The organism is Pseudomonas neuropathica (assembly GCF_015461835.1).
GTDB classification, from domain to species: Bacteria; Pseudomonadota; Gammaproteobacteria; order Pseudomonadales; family Pseudomonadaceae; genus Aquipseudomonas; species Aquipseudomonas neuropathica.
Genome location: NZ_JACOPX010000002.1, coordinates 325,009 through 350,856 on the forward strand (window position 1 = coordinate 325,009; position 25,848 = coordinate 350,856).

A 25,848-nucleotide genomic window follows, 5' to 3' on the forward strand; every position below is an offset into this window, starting at 1 on the left:
ACAATAGTCGCCTGCCCTAATCGGGTAGGATTGGCGAAAATGTCGCGGCAAGCTCGAAAAAACAAGGAAATCCCGGGTTGAAACTCAGTGATATCGCGCGGTTGGCCGGAGTGTCCGTGACCACCGCCAGCTACGTCATCAACGGCAAGGCCGAACAGCAACGCATCAGCACCGCCACCGTCGAGCGGGTGCGCGCAGTGGTCGATCTGCACGGCTTCACGCCAAACCCACAAGCGGCCGGGCTGCGCAGTCGGCACACGCGCACGCTGGGCTTTATTCTGCCGGATCTGGAAAACCCCAGTTACGCGCGGATCGCCAAGCTGCTCGAGCAAGGTGCACGGGCGCGCGGTTATCAATTGCTGATCGCCAGCTCCGACGATGCGCCAGACAGCGAGCGGCAGTTGCTGCAACTGTTCCGTGCGCGCCGTTGCGATGCGCTGATCGTTGCCAGTTGCCTGCCGGCCGGCGATGACAGTTATCGGCAGTTGCAGGCCAAAGGTCTGCCGATCATCGCCATCGACCGGGTCATGGAACCCGAGCACTTCTGCTCGGTGATCAGCGACGACCGCGAAGCCAGCCTGCACCTGACCCAGAGTCTGCTTGACCCGCAACCGAAGCAGATCGTACTGCTCGGCGCCCGTCCGGAACTGAGCATCAGCCAGGAACGTGCCGCCGGTTTCAAAGAGGCACTGGTCGACTTCAAAGGCGAAGTGCTGGTCGAACATGCCGAATCCTTCAGCCGCGAATGCGGCAAGCAATTGATGGAAGAACTCCTGCAGCGTTTGGGACATTTGCCGGATGCGCTGGTGACAACGTCCTACGTGCTGCTGCAAGGCGTGTTCGATGCGCTGCATGACTTCCCGCTGAAATCGCGGCCGCTGCGCCTCGGCACCTTCGGTGATACGCAGTTGCTGGATTTCCTGCCGCTGCCGGTCAATGCCATGGCCCAGCAGCACCAGTTGATCGCCGACAAGGCGCTGGAACTGGCCCTGGCGGCGGTCGAGCAGTCGGAGTACAAGCCCGGCGTGCAGGCCATCGCGCGGACCTTCAAGCAGCGTATTCACCGGGACTGAACCGTGGAGCTGATCGACAGCCACACCCACCTCGACTTCCCCGACTTCGACGCCGATCGCTTAGCGTTGCTCGCCGAAAGCCGCGCCCTCGGGGTGCGGCGGATGGTGGTATTGGGCGTCCATGAGGGCAATTGGCAACGGGTGTGGGATCTGGTGCAGAGCGATGTCGATTTGTACGCGGCATTCGGCCTGCATCCGGTGTATCTCGATCAGCATCGACCCGAAGATTTATCGGCGCTCGGTGATTGGCTGACGCGATTGCGCGGTCGTCGGCAATTGTGTGCGGTGGGCGAGATCGGTCTGGATTACTTCATCGAAACCCTCGACCGCGAGCGGCAACAGGCGCTGTTCGAGGCGCAACTGCAACTGGCCGCAGACTTTCAGTTGCCGGCGCTGATCCATGTGCGACGCAGCCACGCGGCGGTGATCGCAACGCTCAAGCGCTTCAAGCTCAAACGCGCGGGGATCATCCACGCCTTTGCCGGCAGCCGTGAAGAAGCGCGGGAATACATCAAACTCGGTTTCAAACTGGGCCTCGGCGGCGCTCCGACCTGGCCGCAAGCGTTGCGCATGCATCGGGTGCTGGCGGAACTGCCACTGGATTCGATTGTGCTGGAAACCGATTCACCGGACATGGCACCTGCGATGTTTCCCGGTCAGCGCAACAGCCCGGCGCACTTGCCGGCGATCTGCGAGTCGCTGGCCGGACTGATGAATATCAGCCCGCAACAACTGGCCACGGCCAGTACCGCCAACAGCTGCGAAGTATTTGGCTGGTAATCAGTCGGCGTGCGCCTTGGCCGCCTCCAGAATCAGCGTCAGGTGTTGCCGCTGGCGCGCATAACGGACGACCACGAAGTACACAAAGATCGTGATCAGTGACGCGTTCAGTTGCTCAGTGACGCTAAGCAGTCCCACCCATTCCATCACCAGCGCCACCAGCAGCGCGGTGCACACCGTCAACGAAGCACTGAAACGCAGCAACGCCAGTGAGTCGAGCGACTTGAAGCGCTTGATCTGTTGCGGGCATCGCAGCTCCAGCGCTTTCTGGCAATGCTCGCAGGTAAACGGTTCATTGATCGAGATGGCATTGAGCTGCCAGGGTTTGAGCAGCAGCGTGGTCTGGCAATGAGCGCAACGGCCCAGAACCCCCAAGGTTGCGGCAGACATGAGCGCCATCCTCTATGCGAACGATTGGGTATGGATACTGGCCCATTGATGGGGAAATACCAGAGTCTGAAGGGAAACAGGATTGGGCTTACGGCCGGAAGTGAAGAAGTACTACAAAGGGTTCTGACAAAACCCAAAACCCTGTGGGAGCGAGCCTGCTCGCGAAGGCGGTGTATCAGGTGACAGAGATGTCACTGACCGATCGCATTCGCGAGCAGGCTCGCTCCCACAGTTTTTCGTGCGTGCCTCAGACGCGAAACGCGCTGATCAGCTGTTTAAGCTCCACCACTTGGGCTGACAGCGCCCGGCTGGCGTCTTCGGTCTGGTGCGCACCTTGCGCCGTACGCTCGCCGGCACGGTTGATCTCGACGATGTTCTGATCGATGTCGTGGGCCACCGCCGTTTGCTGTTCAACTGCAGCAGCGATCTGCTGGTTCTGATCGACGATCATACCGACCGCACCAAGGATGTTTTCCAGCGCCTGCTGGACTTTTTCCGACTGCCCCACCGTGCCATTGGCCATCTGATGGCTGACGCCCATGGCTTTCACGGCCGCCCCGACGCCGCCGTGCAGCTTGGCGATCATCTGTTCGATTTCTTCAGTTGATTGCTGGGTGCGTTTGGCCAAGGTGCGTACTTCATCGGCCACCACAGCAAAACCGCGCCCCTGCTCACCGGCACGGGCGGCTTCGATCGCGGCGTTGAGCGCCAGCAGGTTGGTTTGTTCGGCAATACTCTTGATCACTTCCAGTACGCGGCTGATCGACTGGCTGTCGCTGGCTAACTGGTTGATCACCAACACCGACTGGTCGATTTCGCTGGCCAGCGCGGCAATGCTGCCTTGCTGCGACTCGACCAGGCCACGGCCACTGATGGTCTCGTCATTGACGCTGTGGGCGCTGCTCACCGCTGCCGCCGCACTGCGCGCCACCTCCAGTGAAGTCGCCGACATCTGGTTCATCGCCGTCGCCACTTGCTCGATCTGCGTGCGTTGCCCGGCGACCGCCTGATTGCTCTGCGCAGAGACGTTTTCAACCTGCCCGGCCTGGCGCTCGACCTCAGCGACAGTCTGACCTACGCGCTCGATCAAGTCGTGAATCTTCCTCACCGTGCCATTGAAGACTTCGCCCAACTCGCCCAGCTCATCGCGGCTATTGGCTTTGAAGTTGACCGTCATGTCGCCGGCCGCGACCTTGTCCATCATCGCCCCGAGGCGTTTCAGTGTGGTGCGGGTCGAGGCGTAGAAACCGCCGTAGAGATAGAAAATCAGCACGAACACCACCGACAGCGCCACCGCCTGCAAGACCATGTGTGTGCGGTTCTGCGCCAGACGCTGCTGCAATTGCGTGTCGAGGAATTTGAGGGTGGCTTCGTTGAGCTGGTAAGTCCTGTCGATCAGCGTGGTGATCTGATCGTAAAACGCCTGCCAAGGCGCATCGAGGGTGTCGGCCATCACCACCTGTTCCTCGAACAGTTCGCTAGCCTGTTTCAGCGAGGCCTTGCTGCTGTCGGCCGCCGTGCTGAGGTTTTCCCGCGCGGCTTTGCTCGAGCCGAGGGCGTCCTGCAGCTTCAGACCGTACTCGGCCTGGAGTTTTTCGATCTGCACCAGCAACTCATCAAAACGCGTACTCGATGAACTGTTGAGAAAACCCTGGCCCAGCGAATACGAGCCCATGGCCCGGCCTTCGCCGAGTGTTTGCGTGACGCTCGGCGTGATCAGGGTGACCAGTTCGCTGAGCTGACGGATATCGCTCTGGTTGTCGCGGCTCAGGCCGGCCTGACTGGTGATGATCTGGCTGAAAATCTGCGCACTGGCGAGCACTTTGCTGATCAACGCGCTTTTGCTCTGCAGTGAGTTTTCCGCTTGCTGGGCCTTGAACGCGGCAATCATTTCATCGCGTTTACCGTCGAAGACCTGAATCTGCTCGGGATCCTCGGTCATCGCCGTCAGCCCTTGCAGGCGTGCCAGAACCGCTTGTTCGAGCGTAGTGATTTGCGCCTCGATATTCCCGGCCTTACCGGACTGGCCGAGGGTGACGTTGATCTGTACCAGATTGTTGAGCGTTTCCAGATCCCGACGCAGGGCCAGGCTACTGCCCAGCAGATCAAGGCTTTGCAGCTCGACCCGAGTGCCCTGGAATTCCCGATAGGAATCGCGCACCAGATAAAAATTGGTCACCAGCATCGGCACCAGAAACAGCACGCTGATCAGGCTGAACTTCATGCCGAAGCTCAGACGGTTCATCAGCGAGACGGCGGGATAGAGCAAGCTCTTCACTGGAAGTCTCCCTTGGTTTTTCTTGTTTTTATTGGCAGGCGCGGGGCGACAGCAGATAGCCACTATCGAGCGCCATCTCTGTATAGCTCAAATCGGAGGGAGGTTTTGTAACTTAAGGTTAACGAAAAAACATCGCAGCCTGCGGCAGCTCCTTCAGGAAATACACAATCCCTGTGTAGGAGCGGCCGCAGGCTGCGATCTTCGGATCTTTGTTTAAATCAATGAAATCAGTGGATCAAGACGGTCCACAAGGCAAACCCGGCGTACCACAGCACCGCCGCGCGCAAGAGCAATTCCCACAGGCAATCGAGGGTGTTGATGCCGTCCGGACCGACCACGGGAGGTGGAATCTCCCCCGCCGCCAGACCGACCCGGTTGATCAATTGCGCAGCGCTGATGTTCCAGTTCAGCAGTTCATGCAGCATCACCCGACTGACCGCGACAAAATTGCCGACCAGCGCCAGACTCGCCGCCAGCAAGCGTACCGGCAGCCAGTCAAAGGCATGCCGCAGTTGCGCCGCGCGCTCGACCAGCGCCGGGTTCTGGCCGTGCTCCTGCGCCAGCGCCAACAGGCGATACGCCAAAGCCGCCACCGGGCCGAGCACGAAATACCAGAAGATCACCGCAAAAAAGCTCTGATAGGCCTGCCACAGCAGATGCCCCTGCACGCTTTCAAGCAACTGCTCGCCGCTGTCGGCGCAGATATCCAGATCGCGCTTGGCCACATGCGCTGCGGCTTGCAGATCTTCACGCCGCCAGGCATCACGGAATGGTCCGAGACCGCCGAGCAAATCGCCGCGCCCCAAGCTGTAAATCACCACCAGCAAATGCACCGGCAAGGCCAGCAAGCCGTAGGCCACCGGTTCCAGCACCACTAGCAACAGCGCCAGCAACGCCACCGGAAACAGCACCAGAATCGTCAGCACCAACCAGGGCTGTCTGGCCAGCCGCGCGCTGGTCTCGAGTTTGTTCAGTTCGCGGATCCATCCGCCATCGCGTTGAACCCGATGACGCAGGGCCGAAAACTTCTCGATCCACAACGCCAGCAGTAACACCAGAAAACTCATTGTCCTTCCTCTTGTGCCAGGGCCGCGCGGTAACGCGCCCAGTCGAATGCCGGGCCAGGATCGGTCTTACGCCCGGGTGCTATGTCGCTGTGCCCACAAATGCGGGCGCCGGTGATGGCCGGAAATGCGCTTTGCAACTGGCGGGTCAACGCCGTCAACGCCTGATACTGCTCGTCGGTGAACGGCAGATCATCAGTGCCTTCGAGCTCGATGCCCACGGAAAAATCGTTACAGGTTTCCCGTCCATCGAAGACCGACACGCCGGCATGCCACGCCCGCTCAAGACAGGAGACAAACTGGGTGACCTTGCCGTCACGTTCAATCAGAAAGTGCGCCGAGACGCGCAGGTCGGCAATCCCTGCAAAATAGGGATGTTCGGTGACATCCAGACGATTCTGGAAAAATTCCTGCACCTTGCCCGTGGCGAACTGCGCCGGCGGCAGGCTGATGTTGTGGATGACCAACAGGGAAATTTCGCCCGCCGGGCGCTCATTGAAGTTGGGCGATGGGCAGACCTGCACCCCGTGACACCACCCGCTAGCGGGATCCAACTGCATACCGATTCCTTCAACGCCGACTGTGTTGGCGCCCAGTATGCCGTGATCGGCCCCCGGCGCGCGATCACTTGCCGCGATTGAGTCGTCGCAGATTGCCCAGCACCGACTCCAGCGCGCGATCGAACAACAAGGTGTCGTCCAGCGTACGCACCGCACCCCGCTCGAATTCCAAGGCCAGCGCAATGCGGCTGCGCTCCAGCACCTTCATCCCGGTGCGATCGACAAATACGTACTTGCCGGTGACTTCGATGATGGCCGCGAGTTTGCAGCGCAGACTGTTTTCATCGTCTTCCTGAAACGCCACCCAACTGCCAAGACGCAGTTGCTCGACCTGGCGCAGACCGGCGGCGTCGTGAGGCAAACGTACCGAGGTCAACGCCGCGCTGCCTTCATCAGCGGTTTGCAGGATGATCTGTTGCGACACCTCGACCATGGGCAAAGCCTGATCGGCCTGCTCGGAGCGCTCCAGCACCCGCACATGCAGGGCTTCCAGCTCACTGAAAAACTCGCTGGTGGCGAATGGATCGAACGCCGAACTGCTCAGACCATCACGCAGTGCCTTTAGCAAGCCCGGCACCAGCGCCAGCAAGCGCAGGCTGGATTCAGCGTCGTCATGGCGCTGCACACTCCAGATCAGCTGCTCCATGGTCTGCACATCGGCCTGCCATTCAGCGGACTGATCGCCATGCTTGAGACAGGTCAGCAGCAATACTTTGCTCCAGGCGTCCTGAACGAAGGTGACCACGGTCGGCGGCAGGGTCTTGCCCAGCAGCGCTTGATTCAACGCGCGTTCGACCCGGCGCCGCGCCAGTTCGGTTTTCGCTCGCCCCTCTTCGGCGTCACGCAGGCGCTGTTCAAGCAGTTCGCTGCGGCGGCGTTCATCGCTGGTGAAGGCGAGAAAGTCAGCCAGCAACTCGGAGAAAATCGCCGGGTCGTCGACGAAATCGTTGAGCAGGCGCTGCACCACTTGTTCGATACGCAGGTACAAGCTGTCGCGTGCCTCACCGTCGCAATCGCCCCAGCCCATGGCCGCCGCGGCGATTTCGTTGAGCAGGCGCCGCGCCGGATGGGTGCTGCGGCTGAAGAAACTCTTGTCGAGTACCGCGACCTTGAGCATCGGGATCTGCAACCGGGCAATCAGGGCCTTAAGCGAATCAGGCACATTACGGTCTTCAAGAATGCAGTCAAAGACCATCGCGATCAGGTTGATCACGTCTTCGTCCGCATCGCCGACGATCCGCGATTTGCCGCTTCTGACACTGACTCGGGTCAACAGTTGTTCGAGCTGATTGCGCAGATCAAAGTCATCCTGCGCCGCCAGCGCCGGCACGTATTGTTGCAAATGCGAGAGCAGGCGGAGCAGGTCGCGGGAGGAAATCGGTTGCGCCGCGACGCTGGGTTCCAGCGTCGGCGCGACACTGCCGCGCACCTGCGCGAGCAACTTCTGCAACGCGGCGAAAACCTCCTGCACGCCTTCGTCGACGGGCGGCGTGTCGTCGCGTTCCTCACTGTGCACATTGGCGATCGCACGATCAATTGAGCGACGTGCAGGGGCCGCTTTCAACTCGGGCAACACACCGGTGGCGAGCAACAATTGATTGGCTTCGGCGTAAAGCTGTTCGGTGTCGGCCAATACATAGCGCTCGAACAGTTTGAGCAGGATCAGCTTGACCTTGATCTCCACGCCCAGATTACGCCCGGCCTGGAGGAAAAACTCGCAGAGCTGCGCCGGGCCGAGCGGGTTGTGCTGATCGTCGAGGGTGTTGCCGAGCAGCGCGTTAAGGCGCGCGGTCAGTTGATCGAGGGCGAAGCCGTCACGCTTGAGCACGCGACCGACCATGGTCTCGACCGCCACGCTGCGCTCCATGTCGTCGCTGCGCGGTGCCAGCTCGTCGTAGATCAGGGCGTGCGGCAGCGTGTTGTGCGTGGGGTCGTATTGCGTCAGGCCGACGAAGGCTTCGAAAAATTGCTCAAGGAAGCCACGCTCGATGTTTTTGCGCTTGAGGCGCAGGTCGCGCATGGCTTCGAAGAAGATGTTCTGTTCGACGTCGTTGCGCGCCCGGTCGGCCATTTCAAACAGCGTGTCGTCAGCGTTATCGAACAGCTCCTGTAAACCGTGGCGCAGTTGCTGGGCAGCCTTGTCGCGAACCTGAAGCAGAATCACAGGCAGGCGGGCGAGCGGCGAGTGATTCGCCTGATCGATAGCGCCCTTGTGCAAAGGCACCACTTTCCCGTCGTTGTGCATCCAAGCCTCCTGAAACGGTGATTCGTTCGGTCACTTGCAACATAAGCCTCCTGTGGGAGCGAGCTTGCTCGCGAAGGCGATCTGTCAGTGACATGGTTGGTGACTGACACTGCGCTTTCGCGAGCAAGCTCGCTCCCACAGGTCTCAACAACTTCGGCCGCATTGCACGTCAAAGCTATGACGTCAAATGCAAGGCGGATTATCTTTCATAACTTGCCCACGGCGCCATAGTCGTCAGGGTTTCCCCTATGCCCTCTCAATGACCCTGTCCGGGCGAGTTTTGCTCAAAGAAAATCGACCGGATGCAGGCAAGCACGCGCTTTCTCGCCTTGGGTTGGCTCGCGCCATGCCCCTATAATCGAACCACTTTGTTTGTGGAGCCCGTTATGCCGAATCTACGTCTCGCCGATTTGACCGCCGAAATCGAAGCCAACGTGCGCCGTGCGTTGCTCGAAGACATCGGCAGCGGCGACATCACCGCGCAACTGATCCCGGCCGAACGTCTGGCCAAAGCCACCATCATCACCCGCGATGCCGCCGTCATCTGCGGCACGGCGTGGGTCGATGCCGTGTTTCGTCAACTGGATCCACGGGTCGCGGTGCATTGGCAAGTGGTCGATGGTGAGCGGGTAAAACCCAATCAGCCGTTGTTTCATCTGGAAGGCCCGGCCCGTTCGCTGCTGACCGGGGAACGCAGTGCGCTGAACTTCTTGCAACTGCTATCGGGTGTGGCGACTCGCGCGCAGTACCTGGCGGATTTCGTCGGCGCTACTCAGGTCAAGTTGCTCGACACCCGCAAAACCCTACCGGGCCTGCGTCTGGCGCAGAAATACGCGGTGACCTGCGGTGGCTGCCATAACCATCGCATCGGTCTGTACGACGCGTTCCTGATCAAGGAAAACCACATCGCCGCCAGCGGTGGCATTCCACAAGCCATTGCCGCCGCGCACAAGATTGCGCCGGGCAAACCGGTGGAAGTCGAAGTGGAAAGTCTGGATGAGCTGAAAGAAGCACTGACCGCCGGCGCCGACATCATCATGCTCGACGAACTGAGTCTGGACGATATGCGCGAAGCTGTGCGCCTGAATGGCGGCAAGGCAAAGCTGGAGGCCAGCGGTGGCATCAACGAAAGCACGCTGCTGCCGATCGCCGAAACCGGGGTGGACTACATCTCGATTGGTGCGATGACCAAGGATGTGAAAGCGGTGGATCTGTCGATGCGCCTCAGCCTCTGAAGACTTCGCGCAATAAAAAACGCCAGCCCGGTTGAGGCTGGCGTTTTTGTTTCAGACCACCAGATTATTCATCTCGCAGTACTCTTCCCACTCGACACCCAGCACTTCGGCCGCCTCTTTGTGCAGCACAAGGCGCTGCGCCTCGAACTCCTCCGGCGTACTCGTGTACTTGAGCGTCAGTTCCCACGGCTGCAGGCCCTGGGCTTCAGCCTCGTCTTCGAAGGCCCACTGAATCTGATCTTTCTGATCATCGGGACTGAGATCCTTGATCTCTTCCAACAGCTGCGGGGCGTCGAGTTTGTACTTTTCCAGCGCCTGTACGTGACGTTGCTCTTGAGTTAATTCGGTCATGGCGTTCTCGCTGATCGTAAGAATGGAGGATGGATCTGGATCATCAAGGATCTCTCTGACGCGGATTTGTCCGGCCTTCGGAACCATTCGGGATCATCTGAAAACTGCTAAGCGATGCTCATGCAGGCACCGAATATAGGACGTTTGCATGACGAATTACACGGGTCTTTACATCTCTCCCACAAAAAGCTGACCTGCGGAACATAAATCCACATGGGGATAAGTGAGAGTGATGAAGAAGGTGGTGCCCGAGACAGGAATCGAACCTGCGACCTTCGCGTTACGAGTGCGCTGCTCTACCGGCTGAGCTACACGGGCGGTGGGCTAAACCTAGCACCGGTCTTGAAGTCCGGCAACTTCACAGAATGTCCGATATTTCGCAGACAAAAAAATGCCCCGCCGTTTTCACGGCGGGGCATTTTCATTGCGCTAAAGCCTGGGGGTGATTAAACGCCCGAAGCCTTGGCCGCTGCCACGTCTTTGATGGACAGCTTGATACGGCCGCGGTTGTCCACGTCCAGTACCAGCACTTCCACTTCCTGGCCTTCTTTCAGGATGTCGGTCACTTTCTCTACGCGAGCGTCGCTCAGCATCGAGATGTGCACCAGACCGTCCTTGCCCGGCAGGATGTTGACGAATGCGCCGAAGTCGACGATGCGCTCAACCTTGCCGACGTAGATCTTGCCGATCTCGGCTTCAGCGGTGATACCCAGAACGCGCTGACGTGCTGCTTCAGCCGCTTCCTTGGTTTCGCCGAAGATCTTGATCGAACCGTCGTCTTCGATGTCGATCGAAGCCTTGGTTTCTTCGCAGATCGCACGGATGGTCGCGCCACCTTTACCGATAACGTCACGGATCTTGTCGGTGTCGATTTTCATCGCGATCATGGTCGGAGCGTTGGCCGACAGTTCGGTACGCGACTGGCCGATGATCTGGTTCATCTGACCGAGGATGTTCAGGCGCGCTTCCAGGGCTTGGCCCAGAGCGATTTCCATGATCTCTTCGGTGATGCCCTTGATCTTGATGTCCATCTGCAGCGCAGTAACGCCTTTGGCGGTACCGGCTACTTTGAAGTCCATGTCGCCCAGGTGGTCTTCGTCACCGAGGATGTCGGTCAGGACGGCAAATTTCTCGCCTTCTTTAACCAGACCCATCGCGATACCGGCAACCGGCGCCTTCATCGGCACACCAGCATCCATCAGGGCCAGGGAAGCGCCGCAAACGGAAGCCATCGAGCTCGAACCGTTGGATTCGGTGATTTCCGAAACGACACGGATGGTGTACGGGAACACGTCAGCGGCCGGCAGCATGGCCGAAACCGAACGACGGGCCAGACGGCCGTGACCGATTTCACGACGACCAGCGCCACCCATGCGACCACACTCGCCCACCGAGAACGGAGGGAAGTTGTAGTGCAGCATGAACGGGTCTTTTTTCTCGCCTTCCAGGGTGTCCAGCAGTTGTGCGTCACGGGCAGTACCCAGTGTTGCAACGACCAGAGCCTGGGTTTCACCACGGGTGAACAGCGCCGAACCGTGAGTCTTCGGCAGAACGCCGACTTCGATGTTCAGCGGACGTACGGTTTTGGTGTCGCGGCCGTCGATACGTGGCTTGCCGTTAACGATGTTTTCGCGAACGGTGCGGTATTCGATTTCGCCGAAAGCGGCTTTGACTTCGCTGGACGAAGGCTGGCCTTCTTCACCGGACAGCTTGGCAACGACTTGATCCTTCAGCTCGCCCAGACGCGCGTAACGGTCGGCCTTGACGGTGATGGTGTAAGCCTGGGAGATCGCTTCGCCGAACTCGGCACGGATAGCGCCCAGCAGTTCGGTGGCTTCTGGCGCAGGCGCCCAGGTCCAGGTCGGCTTGGCAGCTTCGGCAGCCAGTTCTTTAACGGCGTTGATCACCACCTGGAACTCGTCGTGAGCAAACAGTACCGCGCCCAGCATCTGGTCTTCGGTCAGCTCTTTGGCTTCCGATTCAACCATCAGTACGGCGTCGGAAGTACCGGCAACGACCATGTCCAGGCTCGAAGCAGCTTGCTGCTCGTAAGTCGGGTTCAGCAGGTAGCCGGTGCTTTCGTGGAAAGCTACACGAGCGGCGCCGATCGGGCCGTCGAACGGAATGCCCGAGATGGCCAGGGCAGCCGAGGTACCGATCATCGCAGCGATGTCCGGATCGGTTTTCTTGCTGGTGGAAACGACGGTGCAGACAACCTGCACTTCGTTCATGAAGCCTTCTGGGAACAGCGGACGGATCGGACGGTCGATCAGTCGGGAAGTCAGGGTTTCTTTCTCGGAAGGACGGCCTTCACGCTTGAAGAAACCACCAGGGATCTTACCGGCAGCGTAAGTCTTTTCCTGGTAGTGAACGGACAGAGGGAAGAAGCCCTTGCCCGGATCGGCTTGTTTTGCACCGACTACAGTCACCAATACGCTGACGTCGTCGTCAACGGTGACCAATACTGCGCCGGAGGCCTGACGGGCGATACGGCCAGTCTCGAGGGTAACGGTCGATTGACCGAACTGGAATTTTTTGATTACCGGGTTCACGGTGTCCTACCTTCTTTGTGGCTCTTGGGGGAACTGGTTTCTTGCGAATTCTTGGGCAATGTCGGGAATCGGCCCAACCCTTGTCCGGGGTAAAACGTGTATCCAGATAAAACTTGAGGCTGGGAGCCTGCAAGGCGACCGCGGTAAACCGCGGACGTCTTGCAGACCACCAACCTCATAGCGCAATCGCTGATTAGCGACGCAGACCCAGGCGAGCGATCAGAGCGCTGTAACGGCTCACGTCCTTGCCTTTCAGGTAGTCCAGCAGCTTGCGACGCTGGTTTACCATGCGGATCAGACCACGACGGGAGTGGTGATCTTTACCGTTGGCCTTGAAGTGACCTTGCAGTTTGTTGATGTTGGCGGTCAGCAGTGCAACTTGCACTTCTGGCGAACCAGTGTCACCAACAGCTTGCTGGTAGTCAGCAACGATTTGAGCTTTTTCTTGAACGTCGAGAGCCATGAGGCAATCCTTTTATCAGGAAACTGTTTCAGGGAAACAGCTTCAACAGGCCAGGGACAAATCCCTGTATCTATAAATGAGTCGTGACCGTGCCTGTTAACAGCCACACTCGCCGACCTGCTGTTACACAGGCCGGTTCCGGTCATTCTGACCGAATCAAACGACGTGGCGCGATGCGCCCGTCTTCGCTCACTTCACCGATACCGATGAAGCGACCATTGTGATCCTGTACCCGTACCATGCCGAACTTCGGAGCATCCGGGGCACGTACCGGCTGGCCGTTGAGCCAGTAGAACGCGCTCGCTTCCGAGAAGTGCAGCAACGGCCAATCCAGCAGGCCGCTGTCCGATGGCATCAGGAAGCGATCAACCGCTTCGTTGCCGCCTTCGGCATGTACCGCTTCAAGCTCTTCGAGGGTAACCGTCTGCGCCAGGGTGAAAGGCCCGGCCTGGGTACGACGCAATTCAGCGACGTACGCACCACAACCGAGTTGCTCACCGATATCCTCCACCAGGGTGCGAATATAGGTGCCCTTGCTGCAATCCACCGCAAGACGCGCAGTATCGCCTTCGAAGGCCAGTAATTCCAAGCGCGCAATAGTAACAGAACGCGGTTCGCGCTCCACTACTTCGCCTGCACGAGCCAGCTTGTACAGCGGCTGGCCATCACGCTTGAGCGCCGAGTACATCGGCGGTATCTGACTGATTTGCCCGCGAAATTTCGGCAGAACTGCTTCGACATCGGCGCGACCAACGGTCACCGGGCGCTCCTGCAAAACCTCACCTTCGGCGTCTGCCGTGGTGGTGGTCTTGCCCAGTTGCGCCAGGGTTTCATAACCCTTGTCGGAATCGAGCAGGTATTGCGAGAACTTGGTGGCCTCACCGAAGCACAACGGCAAAACGCCGGTGGCCAGTGGGTCGAGGCTACCGGTGTGACCGGCCTTCTCGGCATTGAGCAGCCAGCGGACCTTCTGCAACGCGGCATTGGAGGTGAACCCCAACGGTTTGTCGAGCAGGATGATGCCGCTGACGTTACGACGGATACGTTTGACCTGAGCCACCGAATTACTCCTTGGTGTCTTCAGGTTCAGCAACCACCGGATGCTGATTGTCTTCAGCCACGGCACGCTCGATCAGCGCCGACAGGTGCGCACCACGGACAACGGATTCGTCGTAGTGGAAGTGCAATTGCGGCACGCTGCGCAGTTTCATTTCACGGGCCAATTGCATACGCAGGAAGCCTGCGGCGGAATTGAGCACCTTGATGCTTTGCGCGATGTCTTCAGCGTTGTCCTGCCCCATCACGGTAATGAAAATCTTGGCGTGACCGACGTCACGGCTGACTTCAACTGCGGTAATGGTGACCAGACCCACACGTGGATCTTTGACTTCGCGACGGATCAGTTGGGCCAGCTCACGCTGCATCTGATCGCCGATACGTTGGGTACGGCTGTATTCTTTTGCCATGATTTGTTACCTGTTACTGCCCTGCGGTGAAACCCGCAAGGTCTGAAAGCGGCAAACGCCCGGCCTGACAAAAGCCAGACCGGGCGTTGCGTTTAGAGTCCGGGTGATGCGCCGCACCGTTGAGTGCGGCAGCCCATCACGGCTCCTGAAGTGCGCGAGTTAGAGGCTGCGAGCAACCTGAACCTTCTCGAAGACTTCGATCTTGTCGCCGACTTTGACGTCGTTGTAGCTCTTCACGCCGATACCGCATTCCATGCCGGCACGTACTTCGGAAGCGTCATCCTTGAAGCGGCGCAGGGATTCCAGCTCGCCTTCGAAGATAACGATGTCTTCACGCAGTACACGGATCGGACGGTTACGGTGCACAACACCTTCGATCACCATGCAGCCTGCGATCGCGCCAAACTTCGGCGAACGGAACACGTCACGCACTTCAGCCACACCCAGAATGTTCTCGCGAACATCGCTGCCGAGCATGCCGGTCAGGGCTTTCTTGACGTCTTCGATGATGTCGTAGATCACGTTGTAGTAACGCATGTCCAGACCTTCCTGCTCGACGATCTTCCGTGCGCCAGCATCGGCACGCACGTTGAAGCCGAACAGTACAGCGTTGGAAGCCAGTGCCAGGTTAGCGTCGGACTCGGTGATACCACCGACGCCGCCGCCGACTACGCGCACTTGAACTTCGTCGTTGCCCAGGCCATTCAAGGCACCGTTCAACGCTTCCAGCGAACCACGGACGTCGGATTTGAGGACGATGTTGAGCGTCTTCTTCTCGGCCTGACCCATGTTTTCGAAGATGTTTTCCAGCTTGCCGGCGTGAGCGCGAGCCAGTTTGACTTCGCGGAACTTGCCTTGACGGAACAGAGCCACTTCACGGGCTTTCTTCTCGTCAGCAACCACGCTCATCTCGTCGCCAGCGTCCGGGGTACCGTCCAGGCCGAGGATCTCGACAGGAATGGATGGACCGGCTTCTTTGATTGGCTTGCCGTTCTCGTCGAGCATGGCACGCACGCGGCCATAGTTCGAACCGACCAGAACCATGTCGCCTTGGCGCAGGGTACCGTCTTGAACCAGAACGGTTGCCACCGGGCCACGACCTTTGTCGAGACGCGATTCAACCACAACGCCGCGGCCAGGAGCCGATGGAGTTGCTTTCAGTTCGAGAACTTCAGCTTGCAGCAGAACGGCTTCCAGCAACTCGTCCACGCCAGTACCGACTTTCGCCGAAACCGGAACGAACGGCGTATCACCGCCCCACTCTTCGGAAGTTACGCCGTGAACCGACAGTTCGCTACGGATGCGATCGAGATCGGCGCCCGGCTTGTCGATTTTGTTCACTGCTACAACCAGTGGAACGCCAGCCGCTACAGCGTGCTGAACAGCTTCAATGGTCTGCGGCATCACGCCGTCGTCCGCCGCAACCACCAGGATCACGATGTCGGTCGCCTTGGCACCACGAGCACGCATTGCGGTAAACGCGGCGTGACCCGGGGTGTCGAGGAAGGTGACCATGCCGCGTTCGGTTTCAACGTGGTATGCACCGATGTGCTGAGTAATACCGCCGGCTTCGCCAGCAGCTACCTTGGCACGACGGATGTAGTCGAGCAGGGACGTTTTACCGTGGTCAACGTGGCCCATTACGGTCACGACTGGCGCACGGGAGAACGACTCACCTTCAAACTTCAGGGACTCGGCCAGGGAATCTTCCAGGGCGGTGTCGCTGACCAGGGTCACTTTGTGGCCCAGTTCTTCAGCTACCAGTTGAGCAGTTTCCTGATCAAGCACCTGGTTGATGGTCGCTGGAGTACCCAGTTTGAACATGAACTTGATGATTTCAGCAGCCTTGACCGACATCTGATTGGCGAGATCGCCAACAGTGATGGTCTCGCCGATCTGCACATCACGCACGACAGGGCCGGTTGGGCTCTGGAAACCGTGAGCGTTGCGCTTCTTCAGCTTGGCCTTGCCGCGACCACCACGACGGAAGCCATCGCTTTCTTCGTCGGTAGTGCGTGGTGCCACGCGTGGAGCCGGCGCTTTTTCTTTGACCGAGGCGCGATGCGGAGCGTTTTTGCGCTCGCCATCACCGCCACCGCTGCGACGATTGTTATCGTCAGCACGTGGCTTGTCCGGACGGCGCTGTTCGTTCTGCTTGTTGCGAACGTCAGCAGACGGAGCTGGAGCAGCGGCAACCACCGGTGCGCTTTCGCGAACAGGTTCGGCCACTGCAGCCGGCGCCGCAACGGCGTCGCTGGTAGCGTTCTGCGCAGCAGCAGGCTGATTACGCGCTTCTACTTCGGCGCGTTGCTTGGCTTCTTCTTCAGCCTTCTGACGGGCAGCATTTTCTACTGCGCGACGCTCATCCAGTTCACGCTTGCGCTCGGCTTCGATTTCTTCCGGGCTACGCTGTACGAAAACTTTCTTCTTGCGGACTTCAACGCTGATGCTTTTGCTGCCAGCAACACGCAGGGTGCTGGTGGTTTTACGCTGCAGCGTGATCTTGCGTGGTTCTTCCACTTTCGCCTTGTGGCTGCTTTTCAAGTGAGTCAGCAGGGACTGCTTCTCACTGTCAGTCACATTTTCTTCGGCGGCGGTGTGCGGCAGACCTGCCTCACGCATCTGCTGCAACAGGCGCTCTACCGGTGTTTTGACCTCATCGGCCAGTTGTTTCACCGTGACTTGCGTCATGCACTTCTCTCCTCAGGCCGCGCCTAATTACTCGAACCAGTGGGCTCGGGCGGCCATGATCAACTTGCCGGCACGATCATCGTCAATGCCGTCGATGTCGAGCAGGTCGTCAATAGACTGCTCGGCCAGGTCTTCGCGGGTAATTACGCCGCGCACCGCCAGTTCCATCGCCAAATCCTTGTCCATACCCTCAAGCGAGAGCAGGTCTTCGGCCGGATGGGCGTCTGCCAGCTTTTCCTCAGTAGCGATGGCTTTGGTCAACAAACGATCCTTGGCACGAGCGCGAAGCTCGTTGACGATGTCCTCGTCAAAGCCGTCGATGTTGAGCATTTCTTCCAACGGTACGTAGGCAATCTCTTCCAGGCTGGTGAAGCCTTCATCTACCAGCACCTGAGCCAGTTCTTCGTCGACTTCCAGCTCGTCGATGAAGTTGCGCAGGATGTCGCCGGTTTCTGCTTGCTGCTTAGCCTGGATGTCCGATTCGGTCATCACGTTCAGGGTCCAGCCAGTCAACTGGCTGGCCAGACGCACGTTCTGACCACCACGACCGATGGCCTGAGCCAGATTGTCTGCGCCAACGGCGATGTCCATTGCATGGGCATCTTCGTCAACGATAATTGCCGCAACCTCAGCCGGGGACATGGCGTTGATCACGAACTGAGCCGGGTTGTCGTCCCACAGGACGATATCCACACGCTCACCGCCCAACTCGCCCGACACTGCCTGGACGCGCGAACCGCGCATACCGATGCAAGCGCCCTGCGGGTCGATGCGTTTGTCCTTGGAGCGGACGGCGATCTTGGCGCGCGAACCCGGATCACGGGACGCTGCCATTACTTCGATCAAGCCTTCGGCAATTTCCGGCACTTCGATGCGGAACAGCTCGATCAGCATTTCCGGCGCGGTACGCGACAGGATCAACTGCGGGCCGCGGTTCTCGGTGCGGATTTCCTTGAGCAGCGCACGCAGGCGCACGCCGACACGGAAAGTTTCGCGAGAAATGATGTCTTCACGGGCCAGCAACGCTTCAGCGTTGTTACCCAGATCGACGATCACGTTGTCGCGGGTGACTTTTTTCACGGTGCCGGAGATGATTTCTCCCAGGCGCTCGCGATAGGCGTCGACCACTTGAGCGCGCTCGGCTTCGCGAACTTTCTGCACGATGACCTGCTTGGCAGTCTGTGCAGCGATGCGGCCGAACTCGATGGATTCGATCTTTTCTTCAACGACGTCGCCAACCTTGGCGCCAGGATGCGTTTCAGCAACCTTGGTTGGCCAGGTTTCGATGGCCGGATCGTCGAGATCATTCTCTTCAACGACCGTCCAGCGACGGAAAGTTTCGTAAGAACCGGTGTGGCGATTAATTTCCACACGCAGGTCTACTTCGTCTTCAAAACGCTTTTTGGTAGCAGTGGCCAGAGCCAGCTCCAGCGCTTCAAAAATTACGCTTGCCGGTACGCCCTTTTCATTGGATACCGACTCAACAACCAGCAGTACTTCTTTGCTCATCGTACGCCTCGCCTTTCGCAAGCCATTGGATCCGCGGGATCCGCGTCTCAGTCAAAACTGGGAATAATGTTGGCCTTGTCGATCATATCGATCGGCAACAGGAACTCATGGTCATCTACCTGCACCACAACATCCTGTTCTTCTACACCGCGCAGAAGGCCCTGAAAGTTGCGTCGACCTTCAAAAGGCGAGCGCAGCTTGATCTTCACTTGTTCACCGGCAAATTTTGCAAACTGCTCAAGAGTGAACAGTGGGCGCTCCATGCCAGGCGAGGAAACTTCGAGGGTGTATTCAACGGAAATTGGATCTTCAACATCCAGTACACCGCTGATCTGACGGCTGACAATGGCGCAATCGTCCACCAGCACGCCACCCTCTTTATCGATATAAACGCGCAACATCGAGTGACGACCCTGAGCCGAAAACTCGATACCCCAGCATTCATAGCCCAGGGCCACGACCACCGGGGCCAGCAAGGCCTGCAACTCTTCTAGCTTGCTCGACACCTGAACCCCCTAGTGCATGATATGTGCATGCTTTGCAAAATAAAAAAATGGGCTTAACGCCCATCCTTGAAACGCCGTCGAACAGCGGCGTTGAAAGTGTCCAGCTAACAAAAAGCCCCTTAAAAGGGGCTCCTTAAACTGGTTGCGGGGGCCGGATTTGAACCGACGACCTTCGGGTTATGAGCCCGACGAGCTACCAGACTGCTCCACCCCGCGACAAAGCTGGGGCGGAAGTATACGACCGATCCCTTATAGGGTCAATGTAACCTTCCACCTGCAAGAAAGCCCGCAACAGCGGGCTCTCCTGACTAATTGGTACCGAGAAGGGGACTCGAACCCCTACACCCTATGGGCACAACCACCTCAAGGTTGCGTGTCTACCAATTCCACCACCTCGGCAAAACTACGTTGAAACCCTTCTTACTTCTGCTCTTGAGCTGGAGGTACGTCAGTCGCTGGAGTAGCCGACTTTTGCTCTTGAAGCACCGGGACATCATCAGAAGCCGGTTGTTGTTGCTTAGGCACTTCCAACACTGCTGGATTTGGGAGACCTGCCTGAGTCAGCTGATGAGCCTTCTCTTTAGCAAAGTAACCTAACCCCAAGCTGGTTATGAAGAAACCGGCGGCAAGTATAGCAGTAAACTTACTAAGAAAGGTAGAGGAACCTTGGCTTCCGAACACAGTATTTGAAGCACCTGCTCCGAAAGACGCGCCAGCGTCCGCACCCTTACCCTGCTGCAGCAAAACCAGAGCAACTACGCCCAATGCACCCAGCAGATGAAAAACGACTACGACTGTTTCCAGCATTTTTTCAGTTTCCCGCGGCGCGACAGATCGCACCGAACTCATCTGCATTCAGGGAAGCTCCACCAATGAGCCCCCCATCGATATCCGGCATGCCGAACAGTTCGACCGCATTGGCCGCCTTCACGCTGCCGCCGTATAGAAGGCGCACACCTCGTGCGACTTCAGAATTCTCTGCCGCCAACTGCTCGCGAATGGCTTTATGCACATCCTGAGCCTGTTGCGGCGTTGCAGTCAGTCCGGTACCAATGGCCCAGACAGGCTCGTAAGCGATGACTGCCTTGGCAAAAGCACCTACACCCAGCTCCTCGATGATGCTGCCCAGCTGACGCCCGACAACCTCAAGAGTTTTTCCAGCTTCGCGTTGCTCGAGGGTTTCCCCTATACACAACACCGGAATCAAGCCACATGCCTGTGCCGATGCGAACTTGCGATTCAGCATCCCGTCTCGCTCGCCCATTATCTGGCGGCGTTCGGAGTGCCCGACAAGCACAAGGGAACAACCTGCATCCACCAACTGACTCGGTGCAATCTCACCGGTCAATGCACCTTGCATGGATTCCACCGCAGAATTCTGCGCACCGACCGAAATCGATTTACCTTTCAAGCCATCAATCACCTGATTGATATACAAGCAAGGCGGGAATACCGCGACATCAACACCGCTTGGCAAGGCCAGATGACGAAGGCCGTTGATCAGCTCAGCGACGCTGGCGCGGGTACCGTGCATCTTCCAGTTACCAGCTACCATAGGGCGACGCATGCTGTACCTCGTCGGTCAAAGTGGGCGCAGATGTTACCCAACACAATCATGGCTTGCAAGCCGTATCAGGCAGAAACTTCAGTTACCAGTTTTGCCAGCTCTTCGGCGTAGTTGCGAACCTGGGTTTCATCCTCGCCTTCGACCATTACCCGCACCAAAGGCTCTGTCCCGGACTTGCGCAAAAGCACGCGCCCGCGTCCCGCCATTGCCTGGGTGACGCGCGCACTGGCCTCCTTGACAGCCGGGTGCTCCAGCGGACTTTCGCCACCACCAAAACGCACATTGATCAGTACCTGAGGGCACTTGCGCAATGCCTGGCGGGTTTGCGCCAAACCTTCATTACGGGTCTTCAGCGCCATCAGCACCTGCAACGCAGCGATGATCGCATCACCGGTCGTGGTGTGATTGAAGCAAACGATATGTCCCGAGTTCTCTCCGCCGACCAGCCAGTTGCGTTCAAGCAACTCGGCTATCACGTAGCGGTCACCCACATTGGCACGAATGAATGGAATCGAAAGATCCGCCAGCGCGAGTTCCAGCCCCAGATTACTCATCAGGGTACCAACGACACCGCCCTGCAATTTGCCCCGCTCATGCAGATCACGAGCGATGATAAACAGCAATTCGTCACCGTCGACGATGGCGCCAGTGTGATCGACCATCAGCACCCGATCACCATCACCATCGAAAGCGATACCCAGGTCGGCATGCTCGGCGAGCACCGCAGCCTGCAACTGACCCATATGGGTCGAGCCGCAGTTTTCATTGATATTCAGACCGTTTGGCTGCGCTGAAAGCACAACGACTTCTGCCCCCAATTCGCGGAAGACGCTCGGAGCCACCTTATAGGTCGCACCATGCGCACAGTCGATAACGATCTTGAGACCGGAAAAACTGGTCCCGGTTGGCACACTGCTTTTGCAGAACTCAATGTAGCGACCTGATGCATCGTTGATTCGCGACACTTTGCCGATCTTGCTCGACTCGACCACAGTCATCGGGGTATCGAGCAGCTCCTCAATCATCAGCTCCAGCTCATCCGGCAGCTTGGTGCCTTTACCGGAGAAAAACTTGATGCCGTTATCGTCATGCGGATTGTGCGAAGCACTGATCACGATACCGGCCTCAGCCTGGAACGTTCGCGACAGATAGGCGATAGCCGGCGTCGGCATAGGGCCCAGCAGCATCACATCAGCGCCCGCTGATGTCAGACCAGCCTCAAGTGCCGATTCGAACATATAACCGGAAATACGCGTGTCCTTGCCGACCAGCACCTTGCAAGCGCCCATTTTGCGGAACGCCATGCCGGCAGCCCAGCCGAGCTTGAGCATGAAGTCAGGAGTAATCGGGTATTCACCGACTCGACCACGAATGCCGTCAGTACCAAAGTATTTCTTGCTCATAAGTGCTCCATCATTCTTATTCGGCTGATTCCACGGCCGCGATCATGCGCACCACGTCTACCGTTTCCGCTACATCATGGACGCGCAATATACGCGCTCCCTTCACCGATGCCAGCGCCGCCAGTGCCAGACCACCGTGCAGCCGCTCGCCCACAGGACGATTAAGGGCGTGGCCAATCATGCTTTTTCGAGAAACACCAACAAGCAGAGGCCGACCCAACGCATGCAGGGCCTCCATGTGTTTGAACAAGCTTAGATTGTGCTGCAGGGTTTTGGCGAAACCGAAACCCGGGTCAAGAATGATCCGCCTCTCAGGAATACCGGCCGCCGCACACTGCGCCATGCGCTCGGCTAGAAAATCACCGACTTCGCGCGTGACATCCTGATACTGCGGATTGTCCTGCATATCCCCAGGCTCACCGAGCATATGCATGAGACACACCGGCAAACCCGTAGCCGCCGCCGCATCCAGCGCGCCATCGCGCTGCAGCGAACGCACATCGTTGATCAACCCGGCCCCTAACCGCGCGGTTTCGCGCATCACGGCGGGTGTGGAGGTATCCACCGAAATGATCACATCAAGCTCACGATTGATCAGCTCGACGATCGGCGCCACACGTTCAAGCTCTTCGAGCGGGGACACTGCTCGCGCGCCAGGACGAGTAGATTCACCACCGACATCAATCAGCGTCGCACCGGCAGCAACCATGGCTGCAGCGTGGCGCAAGGCCGCGTCCAGCTGGCTGTATTGGCCGCCGTCGGAGAAAGAATCAGGGGTTACATTAAGAATACCCATGACATGCGTCTGGGCTAAATCAAGAACCCGGTTGCCGCAAGGCAACCGGGTCAGGGACTGTACAGAAGTCATTTCAAACCTTAAACGTCAGCAGCCGGACCGCCAATCGGTGTTTCCGGACGCTCGTCACGAACCACCGGAGGAGGTGGTGTACCAGTGCCCCCCGACCAGTCACGTGGCTCGCGTGGTGTACGACCCGCCATGATGTCGTCGATCTGTTCAGCATCGATCGTTTCATACTTCATCAACGCATCAGCCATGGCATCAAGCTTGTCACGGTTGTCCGTGAGGATCTGCTTCGCAGTGCCGTAGCACTGATCAATGATGCTGCGCACTTCGGAGTCAATCAGCTTGGCCGTCTCGCCGGAGAAGCTGGCAGCCTGACCACCACCGCCGCGACCAAGGAATACCTCACCCTCTTCTTCTGCGTACATCAACGGACCGAGTTTTTCCGACAGACCCCACTTGGTCACCATGTTCCGCGCAATCTGGCTGGCACGCATGATGTCGTTGGAAGCACCGGTGGTGACTCCGTCGAAGCCCAAGGTCATCTCTTCAGCGATACGGCCGCCGTACAGCGAGCAGATCTGGCTGATCAGCGCACGCTTGGACAGACTGTAACGATCTTCTTCCGGCAGGAACATGGTCACACCCAGCGCACGACCGCGCGGAATGATCGATACCTTGTAGACCGGATCATGCTCAGGCACGACGCGACCGACAATGGCGTGGCCAGCTTCGTGATAAGCGGTGTTCTGTTTCTCTTTCTCGGACATGACCATGGATTTGCGCTCGGCGCCCATCATGATCTTGTCTTTGGCCAGTTCGAACTCTTTCATTTCGACGATGCGCTTGCCGCTACGTGCAGCGAACAAAGACGCTTCGTTGACCAGGTTAGCCAGGTCAGCACCGGAGAAGCCCGGAGTACCACGCGCGATAACGGCCGGAGCGACGTCGTCACCCATTGGCACTTTGCGCATGTGTACTTTGAGAATCTGCTCGCGACCACGGATATCCGGCAGCCCCACCACGACCTGACGGTCGAAGCGGCCCGGACGCAGTAGCGCAGGGTCGAGGACGTCTGGGCGGTTGGTTGCAGCGATAACAATGATGCCATCGTTCATTTCGAAGCCGTCCATCTCAACCAGCAACTGGTTGAGGGTCTGCTCACGCTCATCGTGACCGCCACCCATGCCGGCGCCACGATGGCGACCGACGGCGTCGATTTCGTCGATGAAGATGATGCAAGGAGCGTGCTTCTTGGCCTGCTCGAACATGTCGCGAACACGGCTGGCACCGACACCGACGAACATCTCGACGAAGTCAGAACCGGAAATGGTGAAGAACGGAACCTTGGCTTCGCCAGCAATCGCCTTGGCCAGCAAGGTTTTACCGGTACCCGGAGGACCGACCATCAGCACACCACGAGGAATACGACCGCCCAAGCGCTGGAACTTGCCCGGGTCACGGAGGAATTCAACCAGCTCGCCGACTTCTTCCTTGGCTTCGTCGCAACCGGCAACGTCAGCCAGAGTGGTTTTAACCTGATCTTCGGAGAGCAGGCGCGCCTTGCTCTTGCCGAAGCTCATCGGTCCGCCCTTGCCGCCGGCACCGCCCTGCATCTGGCGCATGAAGAACATGAACACCGCGATGATCACCAGGATCGGGAAGCTGGCTACCAGCAATTGGGTCCAGATGCTTTGCTGCTCAGGCTGCTTGCCTTCAACCACAACGTGGTTGTCGACCAGGTCGCCGATCAGGCCATTGTCCTGGATTGCCGGACGAATGGTCTTGAAGCTGTCACCATCGTTGCGCTTGCCGGTAATCACATAACCATCAACGGCTACGCGCTCGACCTTGCCATCCTTGACCTGCTGGATGAAGTCGGAATAGTTGAGGGTCTGCGGCTCGTTAGGGCTGGAGAAGTTGTTCATCACCGTCACCAGGACAGCCGCGATGATCAACCACAGGATCAGATTCTTTGCCATATCGTTCAATTAACTACCCTCTGAAGCAAGCTCCGCTACTGGCGCGCGCTTCGCATGATATTCACCGGCCTAACTTACTACATTACCTACAACTCTGGCAGGCGCCGTCTGTAACCCTTTGTGAAACACTTTCTACACAATATTCGCTTATGCACGCGGAGCGAAATACGAAAAACCTATCACCCCACCAAAAAACCTCGTTTTACTCGCTACGACCGCGGTAGCCCCAAGCCAACATGTATTGCTCACGGGAACTGCCACGGGAAGAGTCTGGCTTGATCATCTGGATCTTGTCGAACTTCTTCCGAGCATCCTTCAGGTAAACATCAAACCCTTCGCCCTGAAAAATCTTGATCACAAAATTTCCACCCGGCTTGAGGATCCGTTCCGCCAGATCAAGCGCCAGCTCGCAAAGGAACATGGCTTTCGGCATATCCACTTCAGGCGTACCACTCATATTGGGGGCCATATCGGAAATCACAAGGTCCACCTGCGAATTACCCACGGCGTCTAGAATCCGCCCGAGCACTTCGTCCTCGGTGAAATCGCCCTGAATGAAAGTCACGTCCGGAATGCTGTCCATTTCCAGGATGTCCGAAGCGATCAGACGTCCCTGACCACCGATCAGCCGGCTAGTCACCTGCGACCAGCCACCGGGCGCAGCACCCAGGTCGACAACGCTCATACCGGGACGGATCAGCTTGTATTTCTCCTGGATCTCCAGAAGTTTGTAACTCGCACGCGAGCGGTAGCCATCCTTCTGTGCTTGCTTCACATAGGGATCGTTGACATGTCGTTTCAGCCAACCAAGGCTTGTCTTGGAACGCGCCATTGGGCACCTCGATGATTAGGGTCGTGATTAATTGGGCGGATCCACGAACCCTCGGGTAAAATGGCCGCCATTTTACAGAATCCAGACGAAAGGGTCAGA

22 protein-coding genes and 3 tRNA genes are annotated in these 25,848 nt (G+C 58.2%); 3 read left to right on the plus strand and 22 right to left on the minus strand.

Annotation, left to right across the window (positions count from 1 at the left end):
* Nucleotides 1-77 precede the first annotated feature (77 nt).
* A complete protein-coding gene (cra, locus tag H8F23_RS03525) occupies nucleotides 78-1,073 on the plus strand; it encodes a catabolite repressor/activator (RefSeq protein WP_034154432.1) in 996 nt (331 codons plus the stop codon).
* Between the two features lie 3 nt (nucleotides 1,074-1,076).
* The gene (locus H8F23_RS03530; protein WP_194933433.1) at nucleotides 1,077-1,853 is read left to right on the plus strand and encodes a TatD family hydrolase; all 777 of its coding nucleotides are present in this window, start codon (nucleotides 1,077-1,079) and stop codon (nucleotides 1,851-1,853) included.
* On the opposite strand, the gene H8F23_RS03535 is transcribed toward H8F23_RS03530, so the two are convergent.
* The 5 genes from H8F23_RS03535 to H8F23_RS03555 all read right to left on the minus strand — a co-directional run bounded on the left by H8F23_RS03535 (nucleotide 1,854) and on the right by H8F23_RS03555 (nucleotide 8,390).
* On the minus strand, nucleotides 1,854-2,243 hold the full coding sequence (locus H8F23_RS03535; RefSeq protein ID WP_093435799.1) for a hypothetical protein: 390 nt from the start codon (nucleotides 2,241-2,243) through the stop codon (nucleotides 1,854-1,856).
* Nucleotides 2,244-2,490: 247 nt separating this feature from the next.
* Nucleotides 2,491-4,521: a methyl-accepting chemotaxis protein gene (locus tag H8F23_RS03540; RefSeq protein ID WP_194933434.1), complete on the minus strand. Its 2,031-nt coding sequence runs from the start codon at nucleotides 4,519-4,521 to the stop codon at nucleotides 2,491-2,493.
* Nucleotides 4,522-4,748: 227 nt separating this feature from the next.
* A complete protein-coding gene (ampE, locus tag H8F23_RS03545; RefSeq protein WP_194933435.1) occupies nucleotides 4,749-5,588 on the minus strand; it encodes a regulatory signaling modulator protein AmpE in 840 nt (279 codons plus the stop codon).
* Nucleotides 5,585-6,145 (minus strand): 1,6-anhydro-N-acetylmuramyl-L-alanine amidase AmpD, encoded by a 561-nt coding sequence (ampD, locus tag H8F23_RS03550; protein ID WP_194933436.1) that lies wholly within the window; start codon nucleotides 6,143-6,145, stop codon nucleotides 5,585-5,587. Before ampD ends, ampE begins: the two co-directional genes overlap by 4 nt.
* Nucleotides 6,146-6,209: 64 nt before the next feature.
* The gene (locus H8F23_RS03555) at nucleotides 6,210-8,390 is read right to left on the minus strand and encodes a DUF1631 domain-containing protein (protein WP_194933437.1); all 2,181 of its coding nucleotides are present in this window, start codon (nucleotides 8,388-8,390) and stop codon (nucleotides 6,210-6,212) included.
* Between the two features lie 386 nt (nucleotides 8,391-8,776).
* Between H8F23_RS03555 and nadC the strand changes: the two genes are divergently transcribed.
* On the plus strand, nucleotides 8,777-9,625 hold the full coding sequence (gene nadC / locus H8F23_RS03560) for a carboxylating nicotinate-nucleotide diphosphorylase (RefSeq protein WP_095125372.1): 849 nt from the start codon (nucleotides 8,777-8,779) through the stop codon (nucleotides 9,623-9,625).
* Nucleotides 9,626-9,676: 51 nt separating this feature from the next.
* On the opposite strand, the gene H8F23_RS03565 is transcribed toward nadC, so the two are convergent.
* The 17 genes from H8F23_RS03565 to rlmE form a co-directional block, all read right to left on the minus strand.
* Nucleotides 9,677-9,976, minus strand: coding sequence for a DUF6388 family protein (locus H8F23_RS03565; RefSeq protein ID WP_093435776.1), 300 nt, complete (start codon nucleotides 9,974-9,976; stop codon nucleotides 9,677-9,679).
* A gap of 242 nt (nucleotides 9,977-10,218) precedes the next feature.
* Nucleotides 10,219-10,294: transfer RNA gene (locus H8F23_RS03570), tRNA-Thr, on the minus strand.
* 128 nt (nucleotides 10,295-10,422) lie between these two features.
* Entirely contained in the window at nucleotides 10,423-12,528 is a 2,106-nt protein-coding gene (gene pnp / locus H8F23_RS03575) for a polyribonucleotide nucleotidyltransferase (protein WP_007915263.1), read from the minus strand.
* Between the two features lie 193 nt (nucleotides 12,529-12,721).
* On the minus strand, nucleotides 12,722-12,991 hold the full coding sequence (rpsO, locus tag H8F23_RS03580; RefSeq protein WP_011332409.1) for a 30S ribosomal protein S15: 270 nt from the start codon (nucleotides 12,989-12,991) through the stop codon (nucleotides 12,722-12,724).
* A 142-nt stretch (nucleotides 12,992-13,133) separates the two neighbouring features.
* On the minus strand, nucleotides 13,134-14,051 hold the full coding sequence (truB, locus tag H8F23_RS03585; RefSeq protein ID WP_093435771.1) for a tRNA pseudouridine(55) synthase TruB: 918 nt from the start codon (nucleotides 14,049-14,051) through the stop codon (nucleotides 13,134-13,136).
* A 4-nt stretch (nucleotides 14,052-14,055) separates the two neighbouring features.
* On the minus strand, nucleotides 14,056-14,457 hold the full coding sequence (gene rbfA, locus H8F23_RS03590; RefSeq protein WP_016986495.1) for a 30S ribosome-binding factor RbfA: 402 nt from the start codon (nucleotides 14,455-14,457) through the stop codon (nucleotides 14,056-14,058).
* Nucleotides 14,458-14,616: 159 nt separating this feature from the next.
* On the minus strand, nucleotides 14,617-17,148 hold the full coding sequence (infB, locus tag H8F23_RS03595; RefSeq protein WP_095119526.1) for a translation initiation factor IF-2: 2,532 nt from the start codon (nucleotides 17,146-17,148) through the stop codon (nucleotides 14,617-14,619).
* Between the two features lie 27 nt (nucleotides 17,149-17,175).
* A complete protein-coding gene (gene nusA / locus H8F23_RS03600) occupies nucleotides 17,176-18,657 on the minus strand; it encodes a transcription termination factor NusA (protein ID WP_093435760.1) in 1,482 nt (493 codons plus the stop codon).
* A gap of 47 nt (nucleotides 18,658-18,704) precedes the next feature.
* Nucleotides 18,705-19,163 carry a ribosome maturation factor RimP gene (gene rimP / locus H8F23_RS03605; protein ID WP_007915250.1) on the minus strand — a complete coding sequence of 153 codons (459 nt, stop codon included), beginning with the start codon at nucleotides 19,161-19,163 and terminating at the stop codon, nucleotides 18,705-18,707.
* Nucleotides 19,164-19,302: 139 nt separating this feature from the next.
* A tRNA-Met gene (locus H8F23_RS03610) sits at nucleotides 19,303-19,379 on the minus strand.
* A gap of 97 nt (nucleotides 19,380-19,476) precedes the next feature.
* A tRNA-Leu gene (locus H8F23_RS03615) sits at nucleotides 19,477-19,562 on the minus strand.
* A gap of 21 nt (nucleotides 19,563-19,583) precedes the next feature.
* On the minus strand, nucleotides 19,584-19,970 hold the full coding sequence (secG, locus tag H8F23_RS03620; RefSeq protein WP_016986497.1) for a preprotein translocase subunit SecG: 387 nt from the start codon (nucleotides 19,968-19,970) through the stop codon (nucleotides 19,584-19,586).
* A 4-nt stretch (nucleotides 19,971-19,974) separates the two neighbouring features.
* Nucleotides 19,975-20,730 carry a triose-phosphate isomerase gene (tpiA, locus tag H8F23_RS03625; RefSeq protein WP_194933438.1) on the minus strand — a complete coding sequence of 252 codons (756 nt, stop codon included), beginning with the start codon at nucleotides 20,728-20,730 and terminating at the stop codon, nucleotides 19,975-19,977.
* Nucleotides 20,731-20,795: 65 nt separating this feature from the next.
* Nucleotides 20,796-22,133: a phosphoglucosamine mutase gene (glmM, locus tag H8F23_RS03630; protein WP_064119464.1), complete on the minus strand. Its 1,338-nt coding sequence runs from the start codon at nucleotides 22,131-22,133 to the stop codon at nucleotides 20,796-20,798.
* 16 nt (nucleotides 22,134-22,149) lie between these two features.
* Nucleotides 22,150-23,001, minus strand: a complete 852-nt coding sequence (gene folP, locus H8F23_RS03635; protein ID WP_194933439.1) for a dihydropteroate synthase — start codon at nucleotides 22,999-23,001, stop codon at nucleotides 22,150-22,152.
* 8 nt (nucleotides 23,002-23,009) lie between these two features.
* Complete coding sequence (gene ftsH, locus H8F23_RS03640; RefSeq protein ID WP_016986501.1) at nucleotides 23,010-24,917, minus strand: ATP-dependent zinc metalloprotease FtsH; 1,908 nt, start codon at nucleotides 24,915-24,917, stop codon at nucleotides 23,010-23,012.
* Between the two features lie 202 nt (nucleotides 24,918-25,119).
* Nucleotides 25,120-25,749: a 23S rRNA (uridine(2552)-2'-O)-methyltransferase RlmE gene (gene rlmE, locus H8F23_RS03645; protein ID WP_194933440.1), complete on the minus strand. Its 630-nt coding sequence runs from the start codon at nucleotides 25,747-25,749 to the stop codon at nucleotides 25,120-25,122.
* Nucleotides 25,750-25,848: the final 99 nt, after the last annotated feature.